A 19,278-nucleotide genomic window follows, 5' to 3' on the forward strand; every position below is an offset into this window, starting at 1 on the left:
GCTTTATAGTATAGATTATTGGCTTTAAATTAAAGGTGTAACAACGACTAACTCAGCAGTAAATAAGTAGATAAAAGAAGGGAGTAAAAACTTACCCACAATTTCTGTGGATAAGTATGGGGGTTGCAGGGTATAAATAACCTAACTAGTTAATTATTAAATAAATAATAGCTAGGCTATAAAAAGCACACGTTACGTTTAATGAGTAATTAGCGCTTCTGTTTGAGCTGCCTGAATGGCAGTTAAGGCGATTGTATACACAATATCATCAACTAATGCACCACGGCTTAAATCGTTTACAGGTTTACGCATACCTTGCAGCATAGGGCCAATACTTATCAAGTCGGCACTACGTTGTACTGCTTTATACGTGGTATTACCCGTATTTAAATCTGGGAATATAAATACGGTCGCTTTACCGGCTACAGGGCTGTTAGGTGCTTTTTTAAGTGCTACGTTTTCCATTATAGCTGCATCGTATTGTAGTGGGCCGTCGATAATTAGATCAGGACGTTTTTGTTTTGCTATTTTTGTGGCTTCACGTACTTTTTCAACATCGGCACCTGTACCAGAAGTGCCCGTGCTGTAGCTGATCATGGCAACACGCGGCTCTATGCCAAATGCAGCTGCAGAGTCGGCAGATTGAATCGCTATGTCTGCAAGTTGTTCAGCATTAGGGTCTGGGTTAATCGCACAGTCACCGTAAACTAACACTTGGTCAGGCAGTAGCATAAAAAATACAGATGATACTAGTGATGACCCTGGTGCTGTTTTAATCAATTGCAGTGGTGGGCGAATTGTGTTTGCCGTAGTGTTTACTGCACCCGATACTAAACCGTCTACTTTACCTTGCTCAAGCATCATTGTACCCAGTACGACGTTATCTTGTAGTTGCTCTTGTGCTACTACGGCAGTTAGGCCTTTGCTTTTACGAATTTCGACCATAGGCGCAATATAATCATTAATAATGCTTTGAGGCTCGATAATACTTACATGTTCGTTTAGCTCAATACCTTGCTGCTGTGCAATGCGCATTATTTCTTCGCGATCGCCTAGTAATATAGTTTTAGCAATTCCGCGTTGACCACAAATAGCAGCCGCTTTAATTGTACGAGGTTCATTACCTTCTGGTAGAACCACGGTTTTACCTGCTTTACGCGCTTTAGTGGTAAGTAAGTAACGAAATGCGGGTGGTGATAACTTACGAGTTTTACCTACACTTTTAGCTAGAGTATCTAGCCAGCTTGAATTGATATGCTCTGCGTTGTGATCTTTTACTTTTTCAATACGCTGGTCATCATCATTTGGTACTTCCATATTAAAGTTATGCAGTAGTAATGATGTACGCCACGTGTCTGCATCGGTTGCGAGTATTGGTAAGCCGGTTTGCATGGCTTGCTCACACAAGGCCATAATACGTGGCTCTGGCTCAAAACCACCGGTGAGTAATATAGCACCAAGTTTAGTGCCGTTCATAGCAGATAAGCACGCAGCAACAAGTATGTCAGAGCGATCGCCCGGTGTTACTAATAAAGCGCCTGGCGTAAAATAATTTAAAATATTTGAAACCGTACGAGCACAAAAAGTAATACGGCGCAGACGACGATGAAGCATATCGCCTTCGTTAATAATCGTGGCTTTTAAGTATGCGCTTAAGTCTTTTACGCGCGGCGCTACTAAGTCAAAATCCCACGGGATTGCACCAAGTAACATAAACGGATTTTTTTTAAAAATAGGCAGGGAGGCTAAACGATTTAACTCGTTTTCAAGCTCTTCAGGTTTATAGGCATCGACTAAATCGGCGCGTGCACGACCTTCTTCATCAAGTGGCGCATTTACTTTATTAAAAATACAGCCCAGTACGCGAGGATGATCGATACCACCGTAGTTACCTGCTGCAATTTCAAGGCGGTCTTCTATTTGAGTAATGGTGTAATTACCTGGGGTAAGTACAAATACAATTTCGGCGCCGAGTGTTTGCGCAATTTCGCGGTTTACACGCCCAGCATAAGGTTGGCGACGAGTAGGTACCATACCTTCAATAATAGCGACTTCGTTATCGTTTATTTTACTTTCAAAGCGTTCAACAATTTCCTCTAGGAGGTCATCACCTTTACCGTCGCCAATCATTTGCTCAGCATAATCAAGTGCAAAAGGCATTGGTGGGTTGATAGGTGAGCCTTGAGTAACTATTTGCGTTGATTTTTCAGGGCCTGTTTCACCAGAACGTGGCTGAGCTATTGGTTTAAAAAAGTTAACTTTAACTGTTTTTTGTTCAAGTGCACGCACTAAACCAACTGATACCGACGTCAAACCCACACCGGTAGAAACAGGAATTAACATAATACGACGTGCCATATTAAAGCTCCTTTACAATATTTGCAGCATCAAGGGCAATAACCCATTCTTCATTGGTTGGCATTACAACTGCTTTGACGTGTGAATTTTTACAGCTAATAACGCCTTCTTGACCAAAGCGCGCATTGAGGTTGGCTTGCGGATTACAATTAATGCCTAAAAAGGCAAGTTGTGTAATTACTTTTTCACGAATAATATCTGAGTTTTCACCAATACCACCAGTAAATATAACAGCATCAAGGCGCTGTAATGGCACCATATACGCCGCGATTTGTTTTGAAAGTCGGTAGCAAAACATTTCAATTGCGAGTATCGCTTTTTTATCACCGGCTATAGCGGCTTCTTCAATGGTACGGCAATCGTTAGAAAGCTCGCTAATACCTAACAAGCCACTTTTTTGATTTAGTAGGTTATCTATTTGCTGGGCTGTGTAATCAAGTTGAGTGGTTAAAAAGTTAAATAAACCAGGGTCAATATCGCCGCTACGTGTGCCCATTATCAGCCCCTCTAGAGGCGTTAGTCCCATGCTGGTATCAACACTCTTACCATTCTTAATAGCGCATACAGAACAGCCGTTGCCTAAGTGGGCACTAATAAAATTGCTTTGCTCGATAGGTTGCTCAAGTAACTTTGCTGTTTGCCCTGCAACATAAAAATGACTTGTGCCGTGAAAACCATAACGCCTAACACCAAACTCGGTGTACAACTTATATGGAAGAGCGTAAAGAAAGGCAACTTCATTCATAGTTTGGTGAAATGCAGTATCAAACACCGCGACTTGTGGCAAACCTTCAAACGATGCCTGCGCCGACGATATACCTAGTAAATTAGCGTGCCCATGAAGCGGCGCAAGCGTTGCCGACTGTGTAATGCCTGCAATTACTTTTTCGTCAATCAATACCGATCGCGTAAAGTGCTCGCCGCCATGTACAACACGATGGCCCACTGCGATAAGTTGCTCGTCTAAGTTGTGATCTTTTATTAAGCTTACAAGCGTATTTATAGCCTTAGCATGTGCTTGATTAGCCGCTAAGTCGATAACTGTTTTAGTACCATTAAATTTGTATTTAATAGAGGGTGCTTTAGCGCCTAAGCGTTCAGCAAGGCCTGAAATAATTTCGTGACCATCGTTCGCATCAATAATGGCAAACTTTAAGCTAGAGCTACCACAATTTAAAACTAAAACGTGTTGTGATTCAGGAGAGGTTGTTGGCATAGATTCAATTTCCATAAACAAATTTAGTAAGTAAACGTTAATTCGTAATCGTTACACTTACGGTATTAAGTAAAGCTAAAACAATTGAATGTTCAATTGCAAAGTGGTTAACGCAATGTTAAATACCTTACCTTAATTGAGATGTTTAAGTTAGGATTGTCCGCCATTAAAAGGTAAATTTAAGCTGTTTTACTGAGAAAGTGTAACTCTTTCATTTTGTGTTACACTTTGCGTATAGCTCGTTTTTCCATTGTATTTAAAAGCAGTATCTGTGAGGAGTCATGATGCAAAAAAGTGTGATGTCACAACTACAAACTGGCCGTTTGTATGGTAAAAAATGGCCAATGCGCAAAGAGCTTGCGCCCTTATTTTTAGAGTTTAGAGTAATTAGAGCGACTGAGCTTGCCATTACAGTAATGCCAATCTTAGCCATGCTAACATTGTTTTTTCAGCTAAATTACTTGGGTTCTGATTTTTTACCGCAAGCCATTGCAAGTGCATTATTTTTTATATCGCTACCATTACAAGGTTTATTTTGGTTGGGTAAGCGAGCGCAAACGCCTTTAGAGCCTGCGATGCAAAAATGGTATAACGAGCTGTACACTAAAATGGCAGCTAATGGATATCAAACGCAGTTAAGTGAAAACAAGCCCCGTTATATGGAGCTTGCCAATTTACTTAAAGATATGTTTGATAAAATGGACAGGGCGTTTACTAAAGAGCAGTTTTAGAGAGTTACATCATTATCTATTTTGGTAAACTGAGTAATATAAAACGATAAGGTGACAGTGTGTTCACCTTTTTCTTCGAGTGCTGTCCAGTGCTCGGGTCTAAATTTCCATGCAAATGGCGTCATCATTATTAAGTTTTTAATATCAGTAAAGCTAAGCGCTACATGCTCTGTTAAAAGGATCTGCTCTGATTTTTGAAACCCTTTTGGAGTGGCTATTTCAGTATGCTCGTTTACTTCTGAATATATATACGATTTTAGCTCTTTTAAATGACAGGGTCCTGGGCTTGCAACCACTAATGTTGCGTTTTGATTTGCTAGGCGTTCAAGCTCTTGCTCAAATAAAGGTGCAAATACGCTAACAAGTACATCAGCAAATTGGCTTTTAAAGGGAGCTTGGCTGATTGATGCCACACTAAAATGGCAATTAGGGTAGCGCTTTGCTGCATATTTAACCGCTGATTTTGAAATATCGACACCGTATACAACAGCATTTGTTTTATTCGCTATTGCTTGGGTATAAAACCCTTCACCGCATCCTAAATCAATAATAGTTTTTGCACTTATATTACTGATTATATCACTAAGGCTTTGCTGTAAAAAACGATAATACCCACGCTCTAAAAATGCACGTCTGGCTTGTACCATTTCAAGTGAATCACCCGGCTGTTTTGAATTTTTCTGTTGCACAGGCAGTAAATTAACATAGCCTTCTTTAGCAAAATCAAAGCTGTGGTTGTTAGCACAACGAAGTGTTGAATCAGTTTTCAAAAGTGCTAGGTTACACAGCGGGCATTGATATTCAAGACTCATGAGCCTAGGTAGTCCTTATCGTAAAAAGTTTTTACCCAATGCGGGCGATAGGTGATCATAATTGTTATAGCCATGCCGTTGAGCATTGCTTCAGGAAACCAAATTATGGCACTTAAATAAACGTAGTTATCTGCAAGTTCTTGCCAATTGTATTGCCCTATAGCTAAGTAAAATAAAGCACCTAGGCTTATTTTTATACAGGCTATAAATCCTGCGGTTATAAACGCACAAACAAATATATAGACAAAAAAATGACGAGGTAAATATTGGTAACTAATTATAAAGCCAAGATAGCTCAATAAAATAGGAATAAACGCACCAATAAGCAGTTGTACTGGTAACAGCTCAAGTTCAATTTGACCAAAGGCAGCGAGTAGGGCTGTGGCAAGTAGGCTACTTAAAATAGTCAACCGCCAGCCTAAAATTAATGTAGCAGCCGTAACACCTAGTATGTGTAAATCAAGGCCAGTTAAAATGCCAGCCTTTATTCGCCAAAGCACTGCAAACACTAACGCACACGCAAGTACGCCAGTTTGACGGACTGGCGTATTAAGCAATGTTTTATATGTTTTTTTATCAAAGCTTAATAGAGCAATAATAATTACAAGAGCCCAAAGTAGCCCCTGCATTGTTAGGCTGAGCATAATAATTACTTAAATGTTGACCATATAGGGGCATGATCTGACGGTTTTTCAATACCGCGAAGTTCGTAATCAATACCTGTATCTATGCAGCGTGCTGCAAGCTCATTGGTTGCAAGCACTACATCTATACGAAGTCCTCGATTATCTACAAACCCTTTAGAGCGATAGTCAAACCATGAGTATTGATCGTCTGTTTCGGGGTTTTGCTCTCTAAAGGTGTCTTTAAAACCCCAATTAAGTAATGTTGCAAGCCATTCACGCTCTACCGGTTGAAAAGAACATTTACCCGTTTTTAACCAACGTTTAGCATTTACTTCGCCAATACCAATATCTAAATCGGTAGGTGATATGTTGATATCACCCATAACGATGACGTCTTGATCGGGTGTGTGATTGGTTTCAAGGTGTGTCATTAAATCTTTATAAAATTGACGTTTATAAGGGAATTTAGTTTCGTGATTAATATTATCACCTTGTGGGAAATAGCCATTCATGACAGTAAGGTCGCGACCGTTTTCTTGTTCAACAGTGACGCTTATCATGCGTTTTTGCGATTCATCTGTATCGGTGGCAAAACCTTTTAAGACCGATTTAGGCTCTTTTTTGCATAACATAGCTACGCCATAATGCGCTTTTTGACCATGAAAGTAGACGTGATATCCCATTTTTTGAACATCTTCTAATGGGAATGCTTCGTCGTGAACTTTAATCTCTTGCAAGCCAATAACGTCTGGTTGATGTTTGTCGATAATTGCTTGTAATTGGTGAAGACGAGCACGCAGACCATTGATATTGAAAGAAATCACTTTCATAAAATTTACCTTAAAATTGGTTCTATTTAATAGATTAAATTGTATCAGTAAATACGCGCACATAACATGACTGAATTGAGATAATAGCTGCGCAAATGTTGATCAAATGGTGGGTAAAGTTTAAACATTGTGAATACAATATTAATTATTTAAATAAATAAAAAATTCAATTGAACTTAACTTTATTGAATATATAATGCGCGAAATTCACTTGTTTAGCTCGTTCAAATAGGATCTCTCATGAAAACTCAACTACTTTTAGCCACTGCTTTACTAGCATCTGCAACTGCGTCAGCTCAAAGCAATACTTACTTTAGCCAAGATAACAAAATTGAGTCTAAGTTATGTGTACTAAGTGCAAACGAAGGCTTTAGCGTTGCTCGTAAAGAAGCTGCCCAGCACGGTGTTTACCTATCTCGTTTTTCTAAAAGCATTTTATGTAATGGTGAAGATATTCGTGATATTGCTAAAAAAACGACATTAAGCAACGCATCAGTTGAGAAAGTAGAAGTATTTGCAAAAGACGCTCAACAAGAAACTCAATTATGTATGACGGCTTTAAAACAAGGTTTAGCACCTGTTCGTCAAAAAATTGGTAACCTAAACTCATTAAAATGTAATGGTCAAAACGTTACTGAGTTTGTTAAACGCTACCAAAACGCAGCAATCTAATTATTAGCTTAACTATAATAATAAGTAAATTTGAAATGCCTGGTTTTTACCGGGTATTTTTTTGCAAAAATTACAAGGTTGTTTGCAAAGCTTGCAAGCTTAACTTATTGAAACTGTTTAATAAATATACCGATCGAGATTAAGTTATTGATTATTATAAGTTAACTATTATTGGCATTGGATTTGTATTAGTTAAAGTGACATTTAATTAATTACGAAGGATACGTCTTATGAAAAAGTTAACATTAGCAGCCACTATTTTAGCATCATTAAGCCTAGCGGCTTGTTCATCTAATCAAGGTCTTGAAAGAATAGACAGTGACTTTGCAAGTTTAGATAATGATAGCGATGGCTACATCTCAAAAGTTGAAGCTGATGACGATAGCATTTGGGGCCATTTTTCAAATATTGATACCAATATGGATAACGAAATTAGCCGCAAAGAATTTAACACTTATATGAAGCTTAATAATGGCAAAGTAGCCACTGATTCTGAAGTAAGTGAGTCGGCATTTAAAGCTGAAATTGCTAAATTCGATAAAATTGAAAGCAGCTTTGCAAGTCTAGATAACGACAGCAATGGCTATATCTCGGTAGTTGAAGGTAACGATGATGATATTTCAAATCATTTTGGTTACATGGATAAAAACCAAGATAAGCGCATCAGTAAAAGCGAGTTTATGGGTTACATTAAAAAATACGGTAACGCAGTAGCTGAAGATGATGCATTAGAAGCTTTTAAAAGTAACTAATAGTTACCATTTTAGTAAGTAAGATTAAAGCCAGTGCTAGGCACTGGCTTTTTTGTGTTTTAAATTTAGTTATTTGATAGATATATTTTCCTAGTTTGGTGTTGTTCTGTCATAATAGATGGCTGTGTATTTTTATTTGTTAAGAGTGTGTATGGCGGGTCGGCGAATTAGTGATGAACAACTAGTTGAGATCATTGAAGCAGCTATTTTTGTTGCAGATAAGCCTGTTAGTAAACGCCACCTTAAAGACATCGTATTAATAGATTTAGCTATTTCTATGGCACGAATAAATGACGCAATAGATACAATACAAGAGCATTTTCAAACTCGTGGTATTCGCTTAGTTGAAGTTGGTAGTGGGTATCGGTTTCAGGCATGCAGTAGTTTAAGCCCTTGGTTAAATAACTTGTGGCAAGAACGCGCACCAAAATACTCGCGTGCTTTACTGGAAACATTATCACTTATTGCATACAGGCAGCCCATTACACGCGGCGAAATTGAGCAAGTAAGGGGTGTTACTACGGGTTCGAATATTATTAAAACCTTACTCGAAAGAGAGTGGGTTAAAGTGGTAGGGCATAAAGAGGTTCCGGGAAAGCCGGCTTTATATGCAACTACTAAGCAATTTTTAGATTATTTTTCGTTAACTGGACTTGAAAATTTACCTGCGTTGCCAACGGAGCAGCAAAGTAAAATTAACCAGTTATTGAGCGATCCTTCTGTGAGAGAACCATCCGAATGAGTATTATACAAGGTGAAAAGTTACAAAAAGTCTTAGCCCGTGCAGGCGTAGGCTCACGCCGTGAAATGGAAAAATACATTGACGCAAACCGCGTTAGTGTAAACGGTAAAGTGGCAAAGTTAGGTGACCGTGTTGAAGAAACCGATTTGATTCGTGTTGACGGACACAGTGTAAAAATCGAAGAAAAAGCAGACCGAATCTGTCGTGTGATTATGTATAACAAACCAGAAGGTGAGTTAAGCACACGTAAAGATCCTGAAGGGCGTCGTACTGTATTTGACCGACTTCCTCGTATTGATGGCGATCGCTGGATTGCGGTTGGTCGACTAGACGTTAATACATCGGGTTTAATGCTTTTTACAAACGATGGTGAACTGGCAAACCGTTTAATGCACCCAAGCTATGAAGTAGAGCGTGAATACTCTGCACGTGTATTTGGTGAAGTAACCAACGAGACGGTTAAAAACTTACTACGTGGTGTTGAGCTTGAAGATGGTCCAGCCAAATTCACGACTGTAACCCCTATGGGTGGCGAAGGCGTTAACCGTTGGTTTAACGTAACGTTAAATGAAGGGCGTAACCGTGAAGTTCGTCGTTTATGGCAGTCTCAAGATGCGGAAGTATCTCGTCTTATTCGTATTCGTTACGGTAAACTAGAGCTTGATAAGCGCGTGCCACAAGGTGGTTGGATGGAGTATGATTTAGAAACAGTAAACTACTTGCGTAAAACCGTTAAATTAGGCCGCGAAACACAAACTAAGCTTTCTGTTATGCCTGAAAAACGCAAAGATAAACGCGCTAAAATCAACCAAATTCGTAAAGCAGTTAAAAAACACAATCAGCGTGTTAAGCCGACTAAACGTAAATAATCAATTAGTTATTTATTGAACACAAAAAAGCCGCTAATTGCGGCTTTTTTAATGTGAGTTGTTTAAACTATTTAAACTCCAAACTACTTTTTTACTTGAGCATCTAACGATTTGCCATTCACTTCACTAGAATCATCGCTCATCAAGTATAAGTAGGTTGGCATTAAATCCTCTGGTGTAGCAAGGGTATCTCTATCTTCGCCAGGATATGCAGCTGCACGCATAGATGTACGCGTTGCACCTGGATTAATACAGTTTATACGAATATTCGTTTTACCTACTTCACATGCCCATGTTTGCATCATACCTTCTACTGCAAATTTTGAGATGGCATAAGGCCCCCAAAATTCACGACCTTTGCGGCCTACACCTGATGACGTGAATACTATCGATGCATTATCAGATTTACGAAGAACGGGAAAAAGTGCTTTAGTGATCATAGCTTGTGCAGTGACGTTTACTTTCATTATGTTTTCGAACGTAGATGAGCAAAAATGTTCAAGTGGACCAAGCGACCCTAAAATACCTGCATTATTAAGCAACCCATCAAGGCGTCCAAACTGATATTCGATTGTTGCAGCAAGGTCACGGTAGTTTTGCTTCGTTGCGCCTTTTAAATCCATAGGGACTATTGCAGGTTTAGGGTAGCCAGCATTAACAATTTCATCGTAAACACATTCAAGTTTATTAGTTGTTTTTCCTAATAAGATAACTGTAGCGCCGTATTTTGCATACGTAATTGCTGCAACTCGGCCAATACCATCACCGGCGCCTGTTATTAAAATAACTTTATCTTTAAGTGCGTTTTCAGCTGCTTGATATGTGTGCATAAAAGTACCAATTCATATAATTTTTTTGATTTTAACATAGCGAAACGTGAAGTAATCGAATTTATTGTAAAATTAGGTGGCGAAAATAGAAACTTTACGTTAAGTTTAACTGGTCTAATGTCTCATTAATAACCTGATTACATTGTTTTAACTTAATACACTGATTAAACACACTATAAAAATAAAATACGTGCGGAGCCAACAATATGAAAAAAATGCTACTTTCACTCTCGGTTACAGCTGCTTTAGCAGGTTGTGGCGGTGGAGAAACGTTAACAGATGTCAAGAACGACACAGCACCAGTTATCCCAACAGCAACAGTTACATTTGATCCAGCAGCAGGTATCTTATCGGTACCTAATGATTTATTAATGAGTGGAACTCAAGACGGTACACTTAATATTCCTGGTGAATTAGATGACAACAATGTGTCTATTTCGCGCGCAGCTTATGCAAACCCTCAACTTGCACTAGGTGCACTTGATGGTTGGTCTTCGCAGGTTCCTTATAAAATCGATTTAACATTCCCACCAAATGTGAGTTTAGATGAAGCGTCTGCTGGGACCCCTGGTACAGTAAGAATTTTTGAAGTTGTAATGGGTGCAAGTTTAACTGATGCAGAATGTTCAGTTGTAGCTGCCGGTACTGCTTGTAAATTGGTCGGTGAGCTTACTTTTGGTGTTGACTTTGTTACTCAAGCTTCAGGTGATGGCGTTGCAATTATTCCTTTAAAACCATTTACGGCAGGTAGCTCATACATCAATGTATTAACTACTGGTCTTAAAGATTCATTAGGGCGTTCTATTGAGCCTTCTTCTACTTATGGGCTGGTTAAACAAGAAGCGCCATTAATTACAGAAGCTCAACTTGGTTTGCAGGGTGCTGTTAACAGTTACGAAAATGTAGTTGTAAGTTCAGGAGATATCGCAAAAGAAGATATTATTTTTTCTAGTGCGATGACTATTCAATCAGCAGGCCCGGTACTCGGGACAATTAAAAAATTGCTAGCTGCAAGCTTGCAACAGCCTGCGTTACCAACTCCTGCGCTTCAAGTTCCTGAACAGCCTATGGTAAATGTACAACAAGTATTTGCTTCTCAGGGTGTAGAAGTCTCTGCTGCTTTCTCTGGTGTGCAATATCAAAAAGGTAGCATTATGTTACCGATGTATTTAGGTACGCCAACGGGTACTGATATTAGTGATTTAAGTGATACATATTGGCAAGGTATGTGTGATAACGCGGTGGCAATAATTGGTTATAAGGCCGTTGCAGGCGATGCATTTCCGACAGATCCTATTAGTGAAAATGATGGTTTATGTTCTGCATTAAGTGACGGACAATTACGTGACTTAGGACTAGACAGCACACGTCATTTAACAAAATACAACTCAATTCCAAAAGTACAAAGCATGGCAAATGTGCCAGTGCAAGTTACTAAACCTATTTTACCGATAATTAATGGTGTCCGTGCACAGTTACAATTAGATCCTATCGCTATGCCTGAAGGTGGATGGCCTGTTGTGATTATGCAGCACGGTATTACAACACAAAAAGAAAGTATGCTTGCTTTAACTGCGCAGCTTTCTATTCAAGGCTTTGCAACGGTTGCTATTGACCATCCAAGACATGGTGAGCGCGGGATAGATGTTGATGGTGATGGAACAGACGACTTTAATGCAACAACAGGTTCTGTGCTTAGTTACATGAACTTAAGTTCATTACTTGTTGCACGTGATAGCTTACGTCAATCGGCTGCTGATTTATTAGGCCTTCGTTTAGGCTTAAACTTTATTAACGATACAACTATTAATAGTAAAGACGTTACCTACATTGGGCATTCGCTAGGTTCTATTGTTGCTCCAGCATTTATTGCTCAAGCTAATACGCCAATGGCAGAAACGCTTGATCCGCTATTTAATGTAAACACAGTAGCTCTTGCAAGTGGTGGTGGCGGTATAGCAAGCTTCTTACTTGAATCTGCTGCGTTTGGTCCATTTATTCAAGGTTCAGTACTTTCACAAGCGGGTACAACAGAAGCTGATGAATTTACTGCATACTTACAAGGAGATGCAGTTTCTAACTGTGGCTCATTAATACCAGACATGGAAGCTTACTTGACGTGTGGTTACAACGAATATATTGCATCACTTACCACTGCGGGTGAAACGACTAAACTTACTAACATTCAAGGTGTATTTACACAGTTTGCTTTTGCGGCGCAAACAGCGCTAGATAGTGGTGATCCAACGAACTACGCAGCCACTGTGAAAGCATTAGGTACTCCTGTTTATACTAATGTTGTTGTGGGTGATGGTGTTGATAACAAGCCTGACCAAGTGATACCACCAATGGCAGCTAATAATCCTATTTCTGGCACAATTCCATTAGCTAACTTGATGGGTCTTGAAACAGTAAGTACTTCGCAAGCATTGAGTGAAACACCAGCAAGCTACTTAGTTAAATTTACTAAAGGGCATCATGGTTCTATATTAACACCAGCTCAAGATGCTGCACAGGCTGCAACTGTTGAAGGCAGTGCTGCCGCTAATGCAGAAATGCAGTTGCAAGTAGCTACTTACTTAGCTGCTCGCGGACGGATGTTATTAGTTTCCAACCCTGAGGTTGTGACTGATTAATAACCAGTAAAATAATTAACCTTTAAAAGCCACTGAAAAGTGGCTTTTTTTTGCTTTAAAGCATGCTAAATTAGCTGAAATTTATAAATGGAGAAACCAGTTGGAATTTTTATACGAATACGGTTTGTTTTTTGCTAAAACAGTTACTTTTGTTATCGCTATAGCAGTTATTTTAATGCTAATAGTTGGCGCTGCAGTTAAGCCAAAGGCCAAAAAAGGTGAAATACAAATTGACGATATATCAGAGCAGTTAGTTGAACTTAAAGAAAGTTTTTTACAAAATACGTTGGGTAAAAAAGAGCTTAAAGCGCATCAAAAACAGCTTAAATCAAAAAGTAAAAAAGCAGATAAAGATGAGCCTAAACCTCGTTTATATGTAATTGACTTTGTGGGTAGTATGGACGCTCACGAAGTAGAAAGCTTACGAGAAGAAATAACGGCTATTATCTCTATTGCCGATCCAAGTAAAGACAAAGTACTTATTCGTTTAGAAAGTGGTGGCGGTGTTGTACATGGCTACGGACTTGCTGCATCTCAGTTACAGCGTATTAAAAGTGCGGGTATTCCTCTAAGTGTTGCAATTGATAAAGTGGCAGCAAGTGGTGGTTACATGATGGCGTGTGTCGCGGACGAGATACTTGCAGCGCCTTTTGCAATAGTTGGATCTATTGGTGTGATAGCTCAAATACCTAACTTTAATAAAATATTAAAGAAAAATGATGTTGAATTTGAGCAAATAACAGCAGGTGAATTTAAACGCACACTTACTTTATTTGGTGAAAACACAGATAAGGCCCGTGAAAAATTTCGTGAAGAAATTGAACAAACACATGGTTTATTTAAAACGTTTGTAAGCACTCAACGTCCAAGCTTAGATATAAACTTAGTTGCGACAGGTGAGCATTGGTTTGCAACTCAAGCAATTGATAAAGGCTTGGTAGATGTTATAAAAACAAGTGATGATGCATTGCTAGAGCAGCAACATGAGCGCCAAATTTATAAGATTAAATACAAAGTTAAAAAAGGGTTGAGCGATAAGCTAGCTCTTGGCTTGAGTAGTGGTGTAAATAAAGTGGGAATAAACTTACTTTCTAAGTTTAAGTTGTTAAATCCTTAGATTAGAATCTTTTTCAGGATTCAGTTAAATTATTTTTACTCGAAAAAAACCTTGATGGATTGCATCAAGGTTTTTTTATAGCTGTATAAATGTAGCTTATGAGTCAATAGATTTATGATAATCTTCTAAGTCTTTAGCTGCATTAGGGTCGTTAAAAATGCTCTCATCTAGCTCACCTTCAGACTTGGCAACAACACAGGTAACCATACAATCGCCGGTTACATTAACTGCTGTACGTGTCATATCAAGTAATCTATCTACACCGATAATAATTGCAATCCCTTCTACAGGTAAGCCAACTTGGTTAAGTACCATTGCCAGCATTATTAAACCAACACCAGGTACGCCTGCTGTACCTACAGAGGCAAGTGTTGCTGTTAATATAACCATTAAATAATCAGATATTGTCAAATCGACACTAAACACTTGTGCAATGAACACGGTAGCCACACCTTGCATGATGGCAGTGCCATCCATGTTAATGGTAGCACCCAGTGGGATAGTAAATGAGGCAACCGAGTTATTAGCACCTAACTTTTTAGTAGCAGTTTCAAGTGTAATAGGCATAGTTGCGCTTGAGCTCGAGGTACTAAATGCAAATAAGCATGTGTGCTTCATTTTTGCTAAGAAAATAAGCGGGTTTAAGCCCGTTAATATTTTTAAAAGCAATGTGTAGTTTACAAAAGCATGTAATAACAGTGCAAGCACTACAACGCCAAAGTACTTCGCTAAGCTCACAATTAAGTTAAGCTCAATTGTTGTAAACAGTTTTGCCATTAAAAAGAACACGCCATAAGGGGCAATATTCATTAAAAGCGTAACTAGTTTTAAAATCACAGTGTTTAAATCTTCAAATACGGTAGCAACACGTTTTCCGGCTTTACCACTTAATGCCATTGCTACACCAAATAAAAGTGCAAACACAATAACTTGAAGCATATTGCCTTTGGCCATTGCTTCAAAAGGATTTGTAGGAAACATATCTATAATTACACGTGCAAGGGTAGGTGCTTCTTTAGCATCGTAGGTTGCATTAGATGGCAAGCTTATACCTTCACCCGGGCTAAATAATAAGGCAAGTGTAATCGCCACTGTTATAGCAATAGCTGTAGTTAATAAATATAAACCAATAGATTTACCACCTAGGCGGCCTAGTTTTTTAGGGTCACTTAAGCTACAGGTACCACAAACAAGCGATACAAAAACAAGAGGCACAACTAACATTTTCAAGCTGGCAATGAATATTTGACCACCAACATGGAAAATACCATCAACAAAAAAGGCTTTAATTGGCAAAGAGAATAACCCAAGTGGTATTAGATAATCGTCTTCACCAGCTAATATAGCCTGAAATATAAAACCTACTGTAACCCCAAGCGCCATACCAATCATGATGCGAGTGGTTAAACTCATTGAACGGATTTTTGACATATTTCCTGATCTACATTTTATAAATTTGCCATAGACTACCAGCAAGGAAATATTTACTACAGAAAAAGTTAGTATTTATTTAAAAATATTTTGCACAAAAAAGTAATAAAAAACTGTGATTTTAGACTAAGTTATAGGTTAATATTAAGTGTAAATTAATTTTAATTATAATAACAACGCTAGGGAGAGGTTCATGCCTTTAATGCGACTGCTCGGCATTTCATTGCTAAGTTTTTTACTCACAGCCTGTGGTGGCGGTGGGTCACTTGAAAAAGACGGTTCTATAAGTGATGGTGATTCCACTACAGAGGCTGCTACATACTCGGTTTCATTAAAGGGGTATTCTCAAACAGACGCAACAGAGTTAAATTCTGTTACCGCTACCTCCTCTTTAGATTTACGCGCAATTCTTACTCAAGACGGTGTAATTGTTGCGGGTAAGCGCATTACGTTTACATTAGAAGATGAGATTGGTGAACTGTCTCCATCAAGTGCATTAACTCAAAACGATGGTATTGCAACGGTTGAACTTACAGCCGGTGCTCAAGCCGGTGCTGGAGAAGTAGCCGCTACCTATTCAGTCGATGGTGAATCTTATACAAGTACTTTTGCTTTTCAATCAAGCGGTGGGCAGGGTGATGATACTGGTGTTAGTGGGTCAACAACTCTAACAGTAAATATTGTCGATGAAAATGGTGCTAAGTATTCGGATACAAACCCGGTTACAACTGACAACTTAGGCACGGTTACAGCGACTTTAAAAAATGATGGAGTTGCACTTAGCGAGCAGCTTGTTACTTTTACTACAAACTTCACAGGTAAAATAACGCCAGACTTAGGAACTGCAATTACAAACTCAGCGGGTGAAGCAAAAGTAACTCTCTCTAGTGGTAGTTTTAAAGGCGCAGGTCAAGTTGTTGCAACTTATAATCCTACTAACTCAACAGAAGTGAGTAATACAGCTGTATTTTATTCATCAGGTGATTCTGCACCAGTTGATCTGGCACAATTCTCTATATCAGTAAAGCTCTTAACAGGCTGTAACGCAGGCTGGGACGATAATCGTTCTAGCGTAAAACTTGACCCTACACAAGCAGCATCGGGTTGTACGGTAGCTAATACTATCTCTTCATCAGAACTAGGTGAATTATTTGTTGAAGTCATTGATGAGCAAAGTGGTGAAGGTAGTAAAAATTCGCTAGTTAATATTTCAACAAATTTAGGTTCTGTTCTCCCTTCATCTGGGACAGCCCTTACTGATAACTTTGGTATTGCTTTACTAAAATTGCAACCTGGTAATACTGGTGGCGCAGGTACTGTTACTGTAACGTCTGTAGGTGAAAGTAATTCAACTAATTTTGCTGTAGGTATTGCTGATTTAACCCTAGAGGTTGATAACGGGCTAAATAAAGATTCTTCAGGAAATGTTATTCCTTTAAAAGCAGGTGGTAGTACAGTTATTGAAGTAACACTTTTAGATGAAGATGGTAATTTATACTTAACTCCAACAGATGTTGAGTTCAGCTCAACGTGTGTAATTAGCGGCGACTCAGTAATTGATGCATCAGTAAAATCATCAAGTGGTATCGCAACATCAACATACCGAGCTACAGGTTGTAGTATTGACGATGATATTAATATCACGGTTGAGACAGGCGGTAAAAACTTTACTGCTACTACGATTATTCCTGTGGAAACATCAGCGGTACAATCAATACAGTTTGTTGATGTCAGTGAAACATTTATTGCATTACCTCCAGGTGAAGGCGGCGCCCCGACTCAATCGATCGTTAGATTTAAGCTAATAGATGCGGATGGTCTTGCATCTACGCAGCAACGTATTGATTTCAAGTTAACAGATTCAGTGGGGGCAGCTAAACTGTCACTTAGAACAAGTGATACAAATAATGAAGGCTTTGTTCAGACAACGGTTGAATCTGGCATAGTGCCTGGTCCATTAGTGGTAAAAGCGTGTTTTATTTCTAAAGAAGATGTTAATAATTTACCTGAAGGTGATGATTTAACGTGTTGGGTTGATGATGTAGAACTGTGTACATCAGAACCAAGCAATGAAATTTGTCCAGACGGAACACTTACTTTAGTACCATTGAGCGAGCAGATAAGTTCTGTATCGGCTCAATTAACGCTCGCTTCAGGCGTAACAGACCAAAACAGTTTTGATGCAAGCCCAAATACGTTCAATACTAACTCACTTAATTATAACGGTGTTTTAAATGATATTACGGTATATTTTGGTGACCAATTTAATAATTATAACGGTGACGGTGTAGAGGCAACTATTTTAGCTGAAGCTGGTGTCATTGGCTCATCTAGCAATGAAGTTACTTGTAAAACTGACGATGCTACTTGTGTTGTAACCTGGCGCTCTCAAGGAGACCGTCCATTTTATGATTACAAATGGGGTAACCGAATTGGCGATATTGACGGGGACGCAACAACTACAGAAGGTATTAATCCAAAAACAGGTATTATAAATTGTGACCCATATTTTGGTATTGCAGCTCCTTGTATAAATGGTATTACACGCGCTAAAAATAATGCTGATGGCGTTGTTATGGGAGGACGTGTAAGTGTTCTCGCTGTCACTAAAGGACAAGAGAACTTTGTAGATGAGCAAACCACTGATGATGTTAAACGCACCAATGGCTTGTTTGATGTTGGTGAGTATTATACTAGTTACGATTTACCTGAAGCATTTATAGATCACAATGAAAATGCAGCCTTCGATAAAGCAAACTGTAGTGATGCAGATGCTTCAAATTATGACCCGTCTACGGATGAATGTTCTGAGTTAATTTCACGAGGTGGTCATAATGAAACATGGCGAGACCTAGATAATGACGGTATTTATGACTTTGCTGATGGTAAATATAATGGCTTATTATGTAGCGAAGCCGCTGAAAATGCAGGTGAGTGTTCTCGAGAGCTAATTGAAGTGCGTAAACAAATTGAATTGGTTATGTCTGGAGATAATCCATATGTTCGTTTTTCTGTGTTGAAAACAACGGATATTCTTGATGCACCGTATCCTGTTTATGTACCAGCAGATTGCTCTGTTTCAGTTACAGCAGTACTTGAGCCATCCGATGTATCTGAGCGTTGTGATATATCAGCAGTTGATTTATCAAATGTTTTTGCAGATAACCCTGAATATGATGAAACGGATCCAGATGAAACTGATCCTCAACTATTGGAAGTTGGCTTATCTGGTATTACAGTTCGTATTCACTACACAGATGAGTTTGGTAATCCACTACCAGCGGGTACAACTGTATCTATAGCCTCTACAAATGGCGACTTATCTATTATCGAAAATAACGCTATTATTCCAAGTACGAATACGGATAAACCAATGTATTCAGATGTTCGTATTTCTCGTGAAGCGGATGGTAATGATAAATTTGACGGTGTACTTTCAATAACATTTGAGTTTACTACTCAGGCTGGTGGCACTAAAACAGTCTCCAAAGGAATCGAAATTTACGATAGTAAATAAGGCTTTATTTTAAAAATGCCAACCTTTAGGTTGGCATTTTTGTTTCTGTTCTATATATTCCACATCAATTAATCTAAAAACACTAGTTTGTTTAATTTAACGACAAAAATTGTTCGTTTATTCAGTAAATACTGAAAAG

Annotated in this window: 15 protein-coding genes; 8 read left to right on the forward strand and 7 right to left on the reverse strand. The window is 38.7% G+C overall.

The window, feature by feature from the left end; all coding sequences use genetic code 11:
• Positions 1 to 198: 198 nt before the first annotated feature.
• Together pta and GQR52_RS02970 are read right to left on the reverse strand one after the other, a co-directional pair.
• Positions 199 to 2,358, reverse strand: coding sequence for a phosphate acetyltransferase (pta, locus tag GQR52_RS02965; RefSeq protein ID WP_165727393.1), 2,160 nt, complete (start codon positions 2,356 to 2,358; stop codon positions 199 to 201).
• 1 nt (position 2,359) lies between these two features.
• Positions 2,360 to 3,574 carry an acetate kinase gene (locus tag GQR52_RS02970; protein ID WP_165727394.1) on the reverse strand — a complete coding sequence of 405 codons (1,215 nt, stop codon included), beginning with the start codon at positions 3,572 to 3,574 and terminating at the stop codon, positions 2,360 to 2,362.
• 284 nt (positions 3,575 to 3,858) lie between these two features.
• Between GQR52_RS02970 and yfbV the strand changes: the two genes are divergently transcribed.
• The gene (gene yfbV, locus GQR52_RS02975) at positions 3,859 to 4,305 is read left to right on the forward strand and encodes a terminus macrodomain insulation protein YfbV (RefSeq protein WP_007582569.1); all 447 of its coding nucleotides are present in this window, start codon (positions 3,859 to 3,861) and stop codon (positions 4,303 to 4,305) included.
• Here yfbV and GQR52_RS02980 read toward each other — a convergent pair.
• From GQR52_RS02980 to xthA, 3 genes are read right to left on the reverse strand one after another with little or no spacing between them, the layout of a single operon-like run.
• The gene (locus GQR52_RS02980) at positions 4,302 to 5,117 is read right to left on the reverse strand and encodes a putative RNA methyltransferase (protein WP_165727395.1); all 816 of its coding nucleotides are present in this window, start codon (positions 5,115 to 5,117) and stop codon (positions 4,302 to 4,304) included. The genes yfbV and GQR52_RS02980 overlap by 4 nt on opposite strands.
• Positions 5,114 to 5,761 (reverse strand): energy-coupling factor ABC transporter permease, encoded by a 648-nt coding sequence (locus GQR52_RS02985; RefSeq protein ID WP_165727396.1) that lies wholly within the window; start codon positions 5,759 to 5,761, stop codon positions 5,114 to 5,116. Before GQR52_RS02985 ends, GQR52_RS02980 begins: the two co-directional genes overlap by 4 nt.
• Positions 5,762 to 5,766: 5 nt before the next feature.
• Positions 5,767 to 6,573 carry an exodeoxyribonuclease III gene (gene xthA / locus GQR52_RS02990; RefSeq protein WP_165727397.1) on the reverse strand — a complete coding sequence of 269 codons (807 nt, stop codon included), beginning with the start codon at positions 6,571 to 6,573 and terminating at the stop codon, positions 5,767 to 5,769.
• A 240-nt stretch (positions 6,574 to 6,813) separates the two neighbouring features.
• On the opposite strand from xthA, the gene GQR52_RS02995 reads away from it, so the two are divergent.
• From GQR52_RS02995 to rluB, 4 genes are all read left to right on the forward strand, one after another.
• Entirely contained in the window at positions 6,814 to 7,245 is a 432-nt protein-coding gene (locus tag GQR52_RS02995; protein ID WP_007582577.1) for a hypothetical protein, read from the forward strand.
• Between the two features lie 230 nt (positions 7,246 to 7,475).
• Positions 7,476 to 7,997 (forward strand): EF-hand domain-containing protein, encoded by a 522-nt coding sequence (locus tag GQR52_RS03000; RefSeq protein ID WP_165721507.1) that lies wholly within the window; start codon positions 7,476 to 7,478, stop codon positions 7,995 to 7,997.
• 151 nt (positions 7,998 to 8,148) lie between these two features.
• Positions 8,149 to 8,739, forward strand: a complete 591-nt coding sequence (gene scpB / locus GQR52_RS03005; protein ID WP_024590449.1) for an SMC-Scp complex subunit ScpB — start codon at positions 8,149 to 8,151, stop codon at positions 8,737 to 8,739.
• On the forward strand, positions 8,736 to 9,608 hold the full coding sequence (gene rluB, locus GQR52_RS03010; protein WP_007582584.1) for a 23S rRNA pseudouridine(2605) synthase RluB: 873 nt from the start codon (positions 8,736 to 8,738) through the stop codon (positions 9,606 to 9,608). The genes scpB and rluB overlap by 4 nt, the downstream gene beginning before the upstream one ends.
• A gap of 83 nt (positions 9,609 to 9,691) precedes the next feature.
• Here rluB and GQR52_RS03015 read toward each other — a convergent pair whose 3' ends face one another.
• Positions 9,692 to 10,438 (reverse strand): YciK family oxidoreductase, encoded by a 747-nt coding sequence (locus GQR52_RS03015; protein ID WP_165727398.1) that lies wholly within the window; start codon positions 10,436 to 10,438, stop codon positions 9,692 to 9,694.
• Positions 10,439 to 10,644: 206 nt separating this feature from the next.
• Between GQR52_RS03015 and GQR52_RS03020 the strand changes: the two genes are divergently transcribed.
• On the forward strand, positions 10,645 to 13,074 hold the full coding sequence (locus GQR52_RS03020; RefSeq protein WP_165727399.1) for a VolA/Pla-1 family phospholipase: 2,430 nt from the start codon (positions 10,645 to 10,647) through the stop codon (positions 13,072 to 13,074).
• A gap of 100 nt (positions 13,075 to 13,174) precedes the next feature.
• Complete coding sequence (gene sohB / locus GQR52_RS03025; protein WP_165727400.1) at positions 13,175 to 14,191, forward strand: protease SohB; 1,017 nt, start codon at positions 13,175 to 13,177, stop codon at positions 14,189 to 14,191.
• A gap of 96 nt (positions 14,192 to 14,287) precedes the next feature.
• Here sohB and GQR52_RS03030 read toward each other — a convergent pair whose 3' ends face one another.
• Entirely contained in the window at positions 14,288 to 15,622 is a 1,335-nt protein-coding gene (locus tag GQR52_RS03030) for a dicarboxylate/amino acid:cation symporter (RefSeq protein WP_007582590.1), read from the reverse strand.
• A gap of 193 nt (positions 15,623 to 15,815) precedes the next feature.
• Between GQR52_RS03030 and GQR52_RS03035 the strand changes: the two genes are divergently transcribed.
• Positions 15,816 to 19,139, forward strand: coding sequence for a hypothetical protein (locus GQR52_RS03035; protein WP_165727401.1), 3,324 nt, complete (start codon positions 15,816 to 15,818; stop codon positions 19,137 to 19,139).
• Positions 19,140 to 19,278: the final 139 nt, after the last annotated feature.

The sequence above is a fragment of the Pseudoalteromonas sp. 31A1 genome (assembly GCF_011378815.1).
GTDB classification, from domain to species: Bacteria; Pseudomonadota; Gammaproteobacteria; order Enterobacterales; family Alteromonadaceae; genus Pseudoalteromonas; species Pseudoalteromonas arctica.

Bases quoted from the DNA above. Each gene is read 5' to 3' on its own strand.
- GQR52_RS02980 (WP_165727395.1), bottom strand. From the start codon at position 5,117: ATGAGTCTTGAATATCAATGCCCGCTGTGTAACCTAGCACTTTTGAAA.
- GQR52_RS02985 (WP_165727396.1), bottom strand. From the start codon at position 5,761: ATGCTCAGCCTAACAATGCAGGGGCTACTTTGGGCTCTTGTAATTATT.
- GQR52_RS02970 (WP_165727394.1), bottom strand. From the start codon at position 3,574: ATGCCAACAACCTCTCCTGAATCACAACACGTTTTAGTTTTAAATTGT.
- scpB (WP_024590449.1), top strand. From the start codon at position 8,149: ATGGCGGGTCGGCGAATTAGTGATGAACAACTAGTTGAGATCATTGAA.
- pta (WP_165727393.1), bottom strand. From the start codon at position 2,358: ATGGCACGTCGTATTATGTTAATTCCTGTTTCTACCGGTGTGGGTTTG.
- GQR52_RS03035 (WP_165727401.1), top strand. From the start codon at position 15,816: ATGCCTTTAATGCGACTGCTCGGCATTTCATTGCTAAGTTTTTTACTC.
- rluB (WP_007582584.1), top strand. From the start codon at position 8,736: ATGAGTATTATACAAGGTGAAAAGTTACAAAAAGTCTTAGCCCGTGCA.
- GQR52_RS03020 (WP_165727399.1), top strand. From the start codon at position 10,645: ATGAAAAAAATGCTACTTTCACTCTCGGTTACAGCTGCTTTAGCAGGT.
- GQR52_RS03015 (WP_165727398.1), bottom strand. From the start codon at position 10,438: ATGCACACATATCAAGCAGCTGAAAACGCACTTAAAGATAAAGTTATT.
- GQR52_RS03000 (WP_165721507.1), top strand. From the start codon at position 7,476: ATGAAAAAGTTAACATTAGCAGCCACTATTTTAGCATCATTAAGCCTA.
- yfbV (WP_007582569.1), top strand. From the start codon at position 3,859: ATGCAAAAAAGTGTGATGTCACAACTACAAACTGGCCGTTTGTATGGT.
- GQR52_RS02995 (WP_007582577.1), top strand. From the start codon at position 6,814: ATGAAAACTCAACTACTTTTAGCCACTGCTTTACTAGCATCTGCAACT.
- GQR52_RS03030 (WP_007582590.1), bottom strand. From the start codon at position 15,622: ATGTCAAAAATCCGTTCAATGAGTTTAACCACTCGCATCATGATTGGT.
- xthA (WP_165727397.1), bottom strand. From the start codon at position 6,573: ATGAAAGTGATTTCTTTCAATATCAATGGTCTGCGTGCTCGTCTTCAC.